Source organism: Eubacteriales bacterium mix99, from assembly GCA_038396605.1.
Lineage (GTDB): Bacteria > Bacillota > Clostridia > Caldicoprobacterales > DTU083 > UBA4874.
This window is the reverse complement of sequence record CP121690.1, coordinates 1,643,055-1,655,703: the sequence shown is the minus strand read 5'-3', so window position 1 is coordinate 1,655,703 and position 12,649 is coordinate 1,643,055. Positions and strand designations below refer to the sequence as shown.

The 12,649-nt window shown below is 45.2% G+C and carries 10 protein-coding genes and 1 pseudogene; 1 reads left to right on the top strand and 10 read right to left on the bottom strand.

The features are described 5' to 3' along the window. Positions 1–350: 350 nt before the first annotated feature. The 8 genes from QBE55_07205 to QBE55_07170 form a co-directional block, all read right to left on the bottom strand. A complete protein-coding gene (locus tag QBE55_07205; protein WZL77372.1) occupies positions 351–1,991 on the bottom strand; it encodes a sugar ABC transporter substrate-binding protein in 1,641 nt (546 codons plus the stop codon). A 43-nt stretch (positions 1,992–2,034) separates the two neighbouring features. Then, on the bottom strand, positions 2,035–2,919 hold the full coding sequence (locus QBE55_07200; GenBank protein ID WZL77371.1) for a carbohydrate ABC transporter permease: 885 nt from the start codon (positions 2,917–2,919) through the stop codon (positions 2,035–2,037). A 20-nt stretch (positions 2,920–2,939) separates the two neighbouring features. After that, positions 2,940–3,563 carry an ABC transporter permease subunit gene (locus tag QBE55_07195; GenBank protein WZL77370.1) on the bottom strand — a complete coding sequence of 208 codons (624 nt, stop codon included), beginning with the start codon at positions 3,561–3,563 and terminating at the stop codon, positions 2,940–2,942. 480 nt (positions 3,564–4,043) lie between these two features. Continuing rightward, positions 4,044–5,852 carry a DUF4838 domain-containing protein gene (locus tag QBE55_07190; protein WZL77369.1) on the bottom strand — a complete coding sequence of 603 codons (1,809 nt, stop codon included), beginning with the start codon at positions 5,850–5,852 and terminating at the stop codon, positions 4,044–4,046. 60 nt (positions 5,853–5,912) lie between these two features. Next, entirely contained in the window at positions 5,913–7,091 is a 1,179-nt protein-coding gene (locus QBE55_07185; GenBank protein ID WZL77368.1) for a GNAT family N-acetyltransferase, read from the bottom strand. Positions 7,092–7,125: 34 nt separating this feature from the next. After that, the gene (locus QBE55_07180) at positions 7,126–8,022 is read right to left on the bottom strand and encodes a haloacid dehalogenase-like hydrolase (protein WZL77367.1); all 897 of its coding nucleotides are present in this window, start codon (positions 8,020–8,022) and stop codon (positions 7,126–7,128) included. 12 nt (positions 8,023–8,034) lie between these two features. Next, positions 8,035–8,973, bottom strand: coding sequence for an ROK family protein (locus QBE55_07175; protein WZL77366.1), 939 nt, complete (start codon positions 8,971–8,973; stop codon positions 8,035–8,037). A gap of 287 nt (positions 8,974–9,260) precedes the next feature. Further along, positions 9,261–9,476 (bottom strand): hypothetical protein, encoded by a 216-nt coding sequence (locus QBE55_07170; GenBank protein WZL77365.1) that lies wholly within the window; start codon positions 9,474–9,476, stop codon positions 9,261–9,263. Between the two features lie 240 nt (positions 9,477–9,716). Between QBE55_07170 and istA the strand changes: the two are divergent. Then, positions 9,717–10,738, top strand: a pseudogene (gene istA, locus QBE55_07165) (IS21 family transposase). Between the two features lie 1,009 nt (positions 10,739–11,747). Here istA and QBE55_07160 read toward each other — a convergent pair. Together QBE55_07160 and mobC are read right to left on the bottom strand one after the other, a co-directional pair. Further along, the gene (locus QBE55_07160; protein WZL77364.1) at positions 11,748–12,314 is read right to left on the bottom strand and encodes a relaxase/mobilization nuclease domain-containing protein; all 567 of its coding nucleotides are present in this window, start codon (positions 12,312–12,314) and stop codon (positions 11,748–11,750) included. Next, positions 12,263–12,574: a plasmid mobilization relaxosome protein MobC gene (gene mobC / locus QBE55_07155; GenBank protein ID WZL79886.1), complete on the bottom strand. Its 312-nt coding sequence runs from the start codon at positions 12,572–12,574 to the stop codon at positions 12,263–12,265. Before mobC ends, QBE55_07160 begins: the two co-directional genes overlap by 52 nt. Between the last annotated feature and the right edge of the window lie 75 nt (positions 12,575–12,649).

The window sequence follows — 12,649 nt, the reverse complement described above, 5'->3', positions numbered from 1 at the left end:
AATCTTACTTGCTGTCACGGTTCCGGAACCATTCCATGCATGCCGGGCAAATCCGAAATCCAGATCAACTCCGCGACGAACTGCAGACATGGGCATGCCGGGAAAGTCGATTCCCGATGCCCATGCTGCCCATTATGAATTTAACCGACGCACTTCATTTCCTTCACAAACGTGCCATAGTTCACCAGAGGATTGTAGTGGAGGCAGCGCTTCGGCATAAGGACACCGTCTTTGCGCTCCCACTCGCCGTTATAATGGTAATGCACATTTATCTGTCCGATGGTGTCAAAGGCTTCCCGAATAATGGCCGGATCGTCGCACCTATGGTTCAGATCAAAATCTATAGGCCTCTAATCAATGCCCAATTTTTCCTTATTTTGTTTTATTTTTTCATTCTTTACTTTCTCGATATCTTCCCATCCATTGCTGTCCAGGAATTTCTTATAGCTATCAAGGTTCGCATTAAATTGCTTTTCCGATTTCGAACGAACCAGATTAATCAGTGTCTTACTCCATTCGACCTGAATGTTTGAAGCGTTCCGGGCATCTGCCGTGCCGGGATCCGGTTCCGTATTTTCAAGAATGAAGTGCGGATAGAGTTTCCCTTTGCCCCATTCCTTCTGCTGTTCCAGGGCTTTGGGTTGAGTATCTTCCGAAGCATAGTTCAGAAACTTATCGTGACCAAAGAAAATAAATTCGCTCAGGCGATATTCCTTTTGATATCTTTCCGGATCGTTATCTTTGATCTCCTCTACTTCCGGCAACAATTTTATCTTATGATCTGCATTATATTCGAATGTCTTCCCTTCGATTCCATAATTTGTCAAAATTCCTCCGTACTCACTTTGCAGATAGGTAAAAAATTGCATAGCCTTTGCCGGATCCTTACAGGATTTGCTGATATAGTTAACCATCCAGCCTGAAATTCCTGTTTGGTTTAATTTCGGCTCATTTCCTTTCGTGCTTTGAGGACCATCAATTGCAATGTATTGCGCATCCGGATTGGATACCAGCCATGTTTGCAATGCCCCACCCATCTGAGCCGTACCGGAAGCCTGAATCGTAGCGTATTGCCCGGACTTTACCTTTTCTTCAAACGCATTGGGATCATCTGCAAAGCTGTCGTCACTGATTCCTCCGTTATTATAAATCTTACGGAATGTACCCAGCCAGCTTAAGTAATCTTCATCCAGGTTGCGATTATAAAATTTTCCATCCTCAGTTTCCAGTGGAACACCAATAAAGTCCTGAAATTCTTCTCCCAACGAGCCGGTTCCATTGTCTTCAAAGGGACGGAATCCGAAAGGAATCAAATCGGGAAACTTTTCCCTGATCTTGCTCATGGCGTCGATAAATTCTTGCTGCGTACCAAGTTTCGGTTCGCCGATTGCCTTATATACATCCTGGCGGATAAAAAAAGCAGAGTTGGCAGGGATCAGATTATTCTTATAATCTTCTGAAGTATTTGAATAACTTGGATAACCATATGTTTTCCCGTCATCAAGCTTCAACCATTCCATTGTTTCCCTGGCTGCTACTTTGTTCCAGTATGGATCGTATTTTTTAGACAGATCATTCAGGGAATATGCCCAGTTTTTAGCATCCTTGGCTACCTTTGAAGCTTCATCGAAAATTGTCACGAAATCTGTCATGTCCTCCCCTGCAAACATCGTATTCAGATTCGTATCGTCCCCTTTACTGAATTTGATTTTCAGGTTCAAATCCTCTTCTATCTGCTGGGTTACAATATCTTTGCCCCAGTCCGTATCCCACCAATCGGCGTTGACATACCAGGTAAGTTCTGTCTTTTCCTCTTTTTTGTCCAGTTGCCAGGCTGGCTTTGTCTCATCCAGTTCATAGCGATTCGAAATATCAACATCTTTTACTCCTTTCCCACTTTCTTTTCCCTTGCTGCCGCAGGCCCCCAGAGGCAGCAACAAACTGGCTGTGCAAAGAAATATAAGGAATGTGCTGAACCTGCTTTTTTTCATTTTAAAACCGCCTTTCTTAATTTTTATGCTATAAGATTGGAAGCTATTCTTTGATGGCTCCAACCATCATGCCGCCGATAAAATACTTTTGCAGCAACGGATACATAACTAAAATTGGCACAGTTGTAATAACAATGGTGGCCAACTGCACACCTTTGGTTGTACTCCGGTGAACCACTGTCCCTATCTTCTGCATACCCTCCGTTTGGGAGCGAACAATAATTTCATACAATTTCATTTGCAGCGTATAGAGATTCTTATCCGTAATATAAAGTTTTGCTGTCATAAAGTCGTTCCATTGATCGACCCCGTGGAATAAAGCAATTGTTGCCAGTGCCGGTTTGGACAGAGGCAAATAAATCTGCAGAAAGACACGCCAGAAACCCGCACCATCGATCATTGCGGACTCTTCCAGGGAGGAAGGTACGGAACGAAAAAAATTCATGATGATAATTGCATCGTAATAACTGAGCATTCCCGGAATGATATACACCCAGAAATTATTGAGTAAGCCCAGTTGTTTAATCAGTAAATACGTGGGAATCATTCCACCGGAAAAAAACATAGTAATAATCCCCATGGCGGAATAGACCTTACGCCCGAACAAATATGGTTTGCTCATCGGGTAAGCCACCATTGCACAAAAGAATACGTGGAAAACAACACCAATCAATGTCACGGCTACTGACACCAAGAAAGCCTGTAGCACTGTTTCATCCCGAAAAACAGCACGATAATTCTCCAATGACCACTCAGAAGGGAGAAAAACGAAATCCCCTTTAGCCAATGCCTGTCCGGAGGCAAATGAAGAAACAACAACATTCCACAATGGCACTATAATCACAATCAAAAAAAGAATAAGCAAAATGGCGTTGACAAAATCAAAGGCCTTGCTATTTCTATCCTGCCTCATTACTTTTCCTTCCATAATATCCTTCCTCTCCCCACCTACAAAACGGATGTATTGTCGTTCATTTTCTTTGTCACCGCATTTGATACGATCAGGAGAATAAGCGAAACGACAGAGACACCCAGACCAACTGCTGTAGCATAGGAGAAATCCCCCTGACTCATTCCCATCCGATATACATAAGAGTTAATAACCTCTGCCCGATCCCGGTTTTGTGAATTCATCAGGACCAATGTCTGGTCCAGATTGGATCCCAGTAGACCACTGACGGTTAAAATCAGATTCAGGCTGATGATATTCCTGATCATCGGTATCGTAATCTTGATGATTTGCTGCAGTCGTGTCGCTCCATCTATCTTTGCAGCCTCATAATAAGTGGGATCTATTTTAGCCATAGAAGCCAGATACAGGATTGTGCCCCATCCGGCATCCTTCCAGATATCGGATAACACAGCGATCCACCAATATTTGTCCTCACTCAAAAGATAGTTCTGATGCTTAATGGAAAAGCCTAATCCAGAAAGAACTGTATTCAACAGCCCATTGGTCGACAACCAATTTATCAGCATTCCTCCCAAAACAATCCAGGAAAGAAAATGTGGCATATAAGAGATTGTCTGCGTGATTCTCTTAAAGGGTCCCTGTCTTAACTCATAAATCATAATTGCCAGGATAATGGATGGAATAAAACCTAATAAAAGTTTTAAAAAACTGATTCCCAAAGTGTTATAAACAGAATGCCAAAAAAACTTATCATCTACGATGATTTTAAAATTTTCCCATCCCACCCATGGAGCGCTTTGAAAATCATCAATTACAGTATATTGCTTGAATGCAATTGCAATTCCATAGATAGGTAGAAAATTGAAGATAATCATAAAAATTGCGCCAGGAAGGATCATTGATTGTAAGCCCAGTTGATTTCCAAACCGATGCTGATCACTTTTATTTTTTTGTCTTTTTATAGTCTGCTGATTCATGCTTTTCCCCCAATTCTCATCTGCTGGAAAACGGTTTATCCTCTCACAACCTTACTATACATTGTGGGAAGGTTCCCATGTCAACACTTTGTTAGAAAAATTTCATTTTGCTTTAAATCCATCTTCCCATTTGAGACAAACCCCTGCCGTATATCGCATATTTTATTTGTAACCGAAGCGTTTGGCCAAATACTGGCGAACATAGTAAAGATCGTAGTCCAAAGAGCATTCGTTTTCATAGGCTGCAATGAAAACCAGCAGTTGTCCGGATCGTTTGCCCAGGATCGTTTGATTTCCTTCCATTGCGGCTTTTTCCAACTCATTCAGGCCTCTATAAATCTTCAGTTGAACATCAAAGGATCTTAAACAGCTTGCTGTGACGAAATCCTCACAGGCAATCGCCGGTCGGGCTTCCAGCAGCTGAGAAAAGTCATTCACTTCTTTTTTGGACGCATGCTGGTCTTCCCGCATAAAAGCAGAGCTATCAGTGAGTTCCTGCCAATAGGTGCGCATCTTGCTGAAGTCCCTCCCAAAAGCACCTTCAAAAAACTCATCAACAATTGCTTCGAAGGAACGTTCGGGTTCCAGCAGTGCTGCGGCCAGAACATACATTGGCAATGCGGCATGCCCGAAGAGGCGCTGCATCTGGCAGTTGACGATTCCGTTCAGGCCGTTTTGCTTCAGGCGGTGAACATCTTCGTAAATGATTCGCGCCTGTACAAACTGTCCGCAATCCCCAAAATTATTCAGATAATAATCAAACTCAAAAGTATTCCTCAGATCAAAATGATTGCCCTTTAGATACTGATTCCAGGCTTTTAGATGACTGACAGCTTCCAGATTGGTCTTCGGAAACGGCTGGTCATTCATGCAATAGGGTTTCATCTTCCCAGCAGATGCTATATCCGGAAAGGACTGACGAAAGGACCGCTGTATTGGCGCAAACATGAAAATAAAGCGCTCCGGATGATGCAAACGATTCCTCTGCGGTGGCCACAAAGTTTCATGATAAGCCAGAAAGACAATTCTTACGTCCAGTCCACGTGCTGTCAACCCGGCATCAAGGCGATTCAGCATTTCCACATAAAAATCAGCAATTCTTGTATCTTTACAATTTTCGCATTCACACTTGTTGTTGTTTCCATCATCCAACCAAAAATGAACCACATCCATCTCCGGATGGGCGGCGATATAATCCACTGCACTGTCCACTACTTTTTCCTGCACTTCCTCGTTAGAGTAACATAGTGCACTGATCAAGGGTACCTGATAACTCATATTCCGTACCCCGTTACGCATTGCAAGGGCATATTGATATTCTTCCGGCCAGTCATCCATTTCCATCCATCCCAGACCGGGCACCCCAAAACATTCACAGGTAAATCCATGGCCTGCCCCCTGATAACTCAAGCCATTTTCCCTGACACAGGCAATAATTCGCGGCAGGATGGTCCGTTCAATGGTCAGGTCGAAATGCCAGGGTTGACGGGCCGGATTGCTTCCGTTCCGGTACCATCGTTCAAAAAACTGATACCCTTCGCGAAACTGCATGAAATAACTGTTCATTCCAACTTTTGGCATCCATTCCAGCAATCCCAGCGTATCCTCCAGATTACAGGAACCTTCAACACAAATCCCACGATAACGATATCCTGCTACAACATCCAAAGAAGCGGTGATATCTTCCAATGAACATTGGGGAACCCGTTCATTTGCTTCCCCCGGTCGTACAAAAGAGCACCCGCAGGAACGCAGTAAATGATAAACGGCCAGCAGCAGGGAACGGGCATTGCTGGCCTGAATGGTTCCTTTCCCATGATGAACTGCCACCCGGTAGGCATCGTCCAGTTTCGGATCCGCCACGGCAAAGGCATGCGGATTGATCACAAAACGGATATGTCCGCTCTGTCCGGTCATCTGATAAAGATATTTTGCCAGAACTTCCTTTGCCTTTTCTTCGACAATTGTCATTTCTTTTCCCTCCCCGAAACAGGTGAAAAATTCTACGCAAAAACCCCATCTGTCTTTTTTCTAAAAATATTCCTCCAGGATGGGCTGTCCTGTATGAATGCAGTCCTCCAGCCCTTCAACCACTTCCCTGTTTCCTGAAATTCTTTTGGCAAATAACAGCTCGGAAGGCTTTCTGCTGCCCATAAAAAGCTCGGTATACGCCTGGATATTTCCGGTGATATCCCAACCTTTCTGCTCCACTCTTTCCACTTTTGCTTTCCCATCCTTTACGGTAACCTGATATCCGCCTGTGTTCCATGGTGCAAAGCGGTCTTCCGTCACATAGAAGGAAAAGAAAAAATCATGCCGGAACGGATAATGGGAGACAAAACGCTGAATATTGATGATACGGGCCATCATATCCGCACAAATACTCATCTGTGTGCTGAAGATATCCCTGGACATTGTGTCAAAAAGTGTACCATGATAACCGATGCTGAACACGAAGTCGCGAAAGGTTCCCGCATGGCTTTGACAAAAGTGCAGAAGGGAAGAAAGCGCTTCATAAGTCAAAAAGCCCAAATCCCTGATCACAAAAACTTCGTCGTCAAATTCATAAGCCATATAGCCTTCTACTTCACCGGCAGGATTTCGATAGACCGCAAACAGAATATCCTTGTTGCCAAACTTATAATCCAGCCACCATCTTCTGCGAATCACGCCGCCTTTCTGATTTTGTGGCATGGAATTGAAAATCCGGAGCAACTCCGGAATGATCTTTTCATATTCACACCGTTCAATGACTCCGTCATAAGTCGGCATAATGCGAAATTTCTCGTTGTTCACCTTATATCTTAACCGGTGAAAAGCCAGCCGATAGCCATATTTTTCGTAAAAATCATAGGAAAAAGGAGCCAGATAGGATAAATCCACATCCCGTGCATTGGCATCCTGTAAAATTTTCGTCATTAACTGATTGATGGCACCATGTCCGCGAAATTCCGGATAGGTGGATACATATCCGATTCCAATCATATTATACACCTGGCCATGCAGGTTTACATCAAAGGGAGTCGCCATCACCTGGCTCATCAAACACCCTGTTTTAACATCAAAATAGCCATAATTCCAGGAACCGGCAGAAATCTCATTGAATTTTGCCACTTCCTTATTGGTCTTCTGCCCGAAATTAAAAGAATAACTTGCCAAATCGTACATCTGGGAATAATATTCCCTGCCCATTTCTCTTATTTTCTCCAATTCATTCACCACATTTCTAGTTCACGGTTGCTGTCTAACGATTGATCGAACGGGAAATACGACTGATCGTGTGACGAATCCCACGTATGGCAATGGACATTTCATAAATATTCTCAGGCAGGGCAACTCCGGCAAATCCCGCATCCCCAATATGTTGCATATCCACACCACAGATTTTATTTGCAATGGCCATTTGCCGGATCGTCTCCACACGCGCTCCTTCCTGACTGGTACCGATGGCGGACATCGTCAGCAGGTCGTGCTTTTTTGCCAATCGCACGGCTTCCATCAGATTTTCCTGTGTGAACCCCTGAATGGTTCCCACGGAAGGAAGCAAAAGAACATTCGCACCGGCTTCCGCATAGCTTTCCACTACTTCCATGGTCACAACGGGTTCATCGGATCCGGCAGAATGCATTTTACCGGCGATAATCAAGCCTGAAAAATGTTGTTTGGCGACCCGGACGGCTTTCGCAATTTCCCGATTTGTTACGCCGGTACCGGGATTTCCGGTCAGGCAAATAAAATCCACTCCCAGCTTCTCACAGGCTTCAAATGTGGAAACCGAGGAGATGCGTCCTTCCAGTATTTCTTCTTTTTCACTCAAAAGCGTACTGCCCGGATCCACTGGTTCCAGATTCACCCCCACCGGGCGGCCAATATAGCGCTTCAGTACGGCAATCGGATTTTCTACATCTTTTTCTATTCCTTCAATATAGGGATGCAATGCATCAAACGCATTCAGCAAAATCATATCCGCTCCATAAGCCACAGCCACTTCCGAATTGGTTACATCGGTTAGCGTTGGCACGGAACAGACATTTTCAGAAACAATGACTCTCCCTTCACTTGCTTTAATTGATTGTTTTAACTCCTGCGCCTGCATCGCTGCAATTTCACTTGCACTGGCGCTGATGAAACGTCGTACCATAAAAAAACCCCTTTATTTATTCTGTAGTTTTTGATGAATTAAAAAGGCTGCTCCGGTCAGTCCTGCGTCATTCGACAGTTTGGCTGGAACGATCTTTGCCATTTTGTCGCGGCCAATGTTTGCCAGGCTCTCATGCCGGGCAAACATTTCTTCAAAGGTTTCATTCAGTTCCTTTATAAACTGGAAATTACTGCTGATCCCTCCACCGACTATAATCTTATCCGGATCAAAGAAGCTGATAATATTGATGAACAAGGTGGACAGATCTACATAGTATTTGTGCAGTACCTTCTTTGCAACCGGGTCATCCGCATTGTTTAAAGCAATGATTTGCCGTGCGTCAATGGTTTCATCCATTGGCAGTCCCAATGCTTTCCGTGTCAGGTTATATTGATTGTACAGTCCCAGCACGACTGCATCCTTATAATTCAATGTGGCATCTTCGATATTCCCGGTTTCCGGAACCCCGTCAATAATGGAAAAGCCAAACTCTCCTGAAAGGCCATGACTCCCTTTATACAGATGATTATTCAGGACAACTCCCCCGCCAACCCCGGTACCCAATACCACGCAGATGTAATTCTTACAGTCCCGGGCATTGCCAATCCATTGCTCGGCAATCGCTGCACAATTGGCATCATTTTCGATCACAACGGGAATCGCCGCTTTCTTTTCCAGTCCTTTCTTTAAATTCACTCCATACAGGGAATGAATCGCGCCCGCCACAATCAATGTACCATCCTCTGCCATCTGGCCCGGAGAAGAGATACCGATACCGGCAATATCCGATACTTGCTTCCGGCAAAGGAAAAATGCCTGTTCCATCTGATGAAGAATTTGCTCCTCATTTTCCGGCGTTGGAAAGGAATCTCTCAAAACAATCTCTCCGGTACCTGTCAAAACTCCATATTTAATGGAAGTCCCGCCAATATCAAAACCCATGTAATGCATAAACACACCTTCTTTCCTGCTCTTTCTCCATTCCTGTTATTTTTTATATTTCTTCTTTCCAATGATGGTCCCTGCGAGCAAGGAATCACAATCCCAATCATGAACCATATTTTGTTTTTCCTGACGGGTTGCCAGGTGAAACCTGGCAATCCATGGCTGCTTTCTCCAGGTCTGCGAGGACAGTGTTGAATTCCCGGGGTTCAGGACTAAGATATCGACGTTCTACCTTTATAACACTACTATATACTGTGGGAAGGTTCCCACGTCAACACCTTTTTAATTTTAAACTATAAAAAATAGTATTTTTTCGCGCTTTTTCTCTTTTGCGGCTTGGCTTTTTCCGCTTGTGCGCCTGCCGCTTGCACGGCGACGTGATAGAGGTCAAGCACTGCTGCAAGCTGTTGTTTTATGCTCGACTGTTTCGGATTTTGGACGCGCACCTTGAACGCGGCGGGTCGGGCTTCTTTTTCGCACTGTTCCCGCGCCTGTTTCAGAATATCCATGAGTGCCCCCGCGTCCTCCGGGTCTACGCGGAAAGACATGACTTGCCCATGTTGATAACACAGCCGTTCCCGTTAACCTGTTTGTTGTATAATAAAAATACAGAAAGTTGCAAGTGGAAAATCCATAGTATTGCAATTGGAAAATGCATAGAATTGCAAAAGCCCATTGCAGACATCATCTCAGGAATATATCCTTGTGTTTATGCGTATACACACAAGGAGGAGAGGACAATGCTTACAATGGACAACATAAAGGATATCAGATATCGGTATTTTGTGAAAGGAGAAAAGATTGGGCAAATATCAAAATCACTAAAAATGGATTGGAGGACAGTACGAAAATATGTTGACATGAATGATTTCAACGAACCTGATCCTAAGCCGACAGAAGAACGACGTTTTTGTCCAAATCTCGATCCCTACAAAGGAATGATAGACAGATGGCTGGAGGAGGACAAGCAGGCACCGCGTAAACAACGGCATACTGCCAAAAGAGTGTTTCACCGTCTCAGGGAGGAATCCCCGGGCTTTGATTGCTCCTACAGGACGGTAGCTGCCTACTATGCTGCAAAGCATAAGGAAATCTTCAGCGATGCCCGAGATGGCTTTTTACCCCTTGAGCATAGCCCGGGGGAAGCACAGGTGGATTTCGGAGCGGCTGATTTTTATGAGAATGGCAGACGGGTATCCGGAAAATATCTGGAGGTATCCTTCCCCCACAGCAATAAGGGCTACATGCAGTTGTTCCATGGAGAGAACATGGAATGCATTTTGGAAGGGATGGATGCGATCTTCCGGCACATCGGAGTGGTACCCGGGGAGATATGGTTTGATAACACCAAAACAATTGTCATCAAAATAATACGGGGCGGCGGACGAAAGACCACTGAACGGTTTGAGCGATTTCGTGAGCATTACCGATTCCAGGCAGTATTTGTAAATCCCGGTGAGGGACATGAAAAGGGGAATGTGGAAAACAAGGTTGGTTATCAAAGGCGCAACTTTTTGGTCCCCATACCACACTTTCTTTCCCTGTCTGATTTTAACCGGCAACTTCTGGATAAGTGTGAAGAAGATGCTGACAGGGAGCATTATCGTTACAATGAAACCATTGAGGAAAGATTTGCCGAAGATCTGAAGCATTGTCATCCTCTCCCGGAAATAAAATTTGATTTAAGCATAAAGGACAGTATACGAACCAATAATTGGGGAAATTCTATCTGAATAAAGGGATGCATGAATACTCTGTATCCCCCAGGTATGATGGTGTATCAGGTCTTTCACGCACTAATATTTTCAGCCTCCCGATTTTAGGCGGTTCAGATGGGGGCTTGTTTACTTGTGCTCAAGATTTAGATACACTCTGGTGTTCAGTATTTGCCGGTCGTGTGTTGTCAGAGAAAGCATTACAGGATTTCCTAAAAGCTCAAGTGACGAGAGGCGAAGGAAAGAGTTATGGCTTGGGCATATACCGTTTTGATAAAAATGGAGATACCGCATATTATGCGGTTGGCGGAGATTTTGGCGTGGACTTTTTCACTGCCATATTTCCCAAAACATAAAATTACGGCATCGGCATTGTGTAATAAAGAGGACAATAATCATTTGCTAAACGAGTTGTTTTCGGAGCTTATGGATTAAAAGTTACATACTCAAGCCGTTGTCTCTGCCTCGGTCGCGGCCTTTGTTCTGACGTATAATGGAATACAGATTCTTGCGGATAACATCCATCTCTTTGGGCTTGGCCTCGTTCCGCTTGTACCGAGCATTGGCATCGGCGCTCTGCGCCTGCAGACGCTCGATTTCTGCGGTGACGACCTGTGGCGGTAGGGATGGGCTGTTTGGATGCGGACAGCGCCGTTTTCGCCGCCCTGTGCGCATCGATGTCATCTTTGTTGGCGGTATAAAATTTGGGGCGCTGCTTTTCGGGCAGGGCGCGGTATTGATTAAACACATCTTTCGTGCGCCCATAAGCCCGGAGATTATTGCGGAGGGTGGACAGGCTCTTGATGCTGGTGTCCAATCCGTTCAGTCCCCGAGATAGCGCCAGCTTGTCGCCGATGGCACCCTTGTAAAGCTCGTCAAAGGCATCAATGCCGCCGTACTGCTGGATGAGATTAATCGATTCTGATAGCTGCTTGAGATTGAATATTGCCGCCCATTGTTTGTAACCGGGGCTGGACTTGATTTTCTCGTTGCCCTCGATGTCGATAATGCTTTTGAGCAGCGTGGGCTGCGGTTGGATGTGCTCATTTGGAGTGGATTTCTCGGTTATTCTGCGTCATAAAGAATCCTCCGCATAATCGCCGCCTTGAGCTTGGCCTTCCAGCTCGTACCTTCTTTCTTGGCGTGGTACTCGGTGTAGCTCTTGCCTACGCCCTGCGGTGCGATGACCGACAGGCTGTATTCCTCGCACAGGCGGTCGCTGGCATCGCGGATGTCGTGATAGCTGCGCTTGTTTGAATGATACTTTTTATGGGTTTCCACATCGGCAACACCCCACACGAAATGATTATGGATGTGCCCACGGTCAACATGGGTCGCCATGACAAAAGCATGCTTCCCGCCGAGGGTTTCAGAGGCCAGCTTTTTGCCAATCTCATGCGCCACCTCGGGTGAAACTTCTCCCGGCGCAAAGGACTGAATCAAGTGCCGCCCGATGGTGTTGCCGCCCGCGCGAGCTTGGTCGAGGTGATGCCGGAAAGTCAGCGCCGCCATCTGCGGAACGCAATGCTCGGAATGAATGTACAGACAATCGCCGGTCTTGTGTTGATTGCAAATATAATCTACCGACTTTTCGATAGTAAATCGGATAGGAATGATTTTAGTAACCGCCATATTTCATTAACCATCTCCTTCAGGTGCTCCATTTCATCGGGGTAAGTCATGCCGCTGGCGTTCACGGTCTTTGCAATCTGGTTGATGTTGATGCCGACCTTGTTCACCTCTCCGGCGAGCATCTGGAACTGGCTCAGGTCAACGTGAATCACATATCCATCAATGAGCATTTTACGGGCGTAGCGGCTGAAATTTTCCGTGCCGAACTGCTGCATTTTCTTCTGAATGAGCGCCTTTTCTTCCGGCGTTACCCGGATGATAAGCTGCTCGGCTCTGGTTCAATTCTGCAAATATATTCATCTCCTTGTGATATGGATTTGTGCTTTTTAAGACGG

What these genes read in the sequence shown, in the direction of transcription:
- QBE55_07205 (WZL77372.1), bottom strand. Translation starts at nt 1,991, where the DNA reads ATGAAAAAAAGCAGGTTCAGCACATTCCTTATATTTCTTTGCACAGCC.
- QBE55_07200 (WZL77371.1), bottom strand. Translation starts at nt 2,919, where the DNA reads ATGGAAGGAAAAGTAATGAGGCAGGATAGAAATAGCAAGGCCTTTGAT.
- QBE55_07195 (WZL77370.1), bottom strand. Translation starts at nt 3,563, where the DNA reads ATGATTTATGAGTTAAGACAGGGACCCTTTAAGAGAATCACGCAGACA.
- QBE55_07190 (WZL77369.1), bottom strand. Translation starts at nt 5,852, where the DNA reads ATGACAATTGTCGAAGAAAAGGCAAAGGAAGTTCTGGCAAAATATCTT.
- QBE55_07180 (WZL77367.1), bottom strand. Translation starts at nt 8,022, where the DNA reads ATGGTACGACGTTTCATCAGCGCCAGTGCAAGTGAAATTGCAGCGATG.
- QBE55_07175 (WZL77366.1), bottom strand. Translation starts at nt 8,973, where the DNA reads ATGCATTACATGGGTTTTGATATTGGCGGGACTTCCATTAAATATGGA.
- QBE55_07170 (WZL77365.1), bottom strand. Translation starts at nt 9,476, where the DNA reads ATGGATATTCTGAAACAGGCGCGGGAACAGTGCGAAAAAGAAGCCCGA.
- QBE55_07160 (WZL77364.1), bottom strand. Translation starts at nt 12,314, where the DNA reads ATGGCGGTTACTAAAATCATTCCTATCCGATTTACTATCGAAAAGTCG.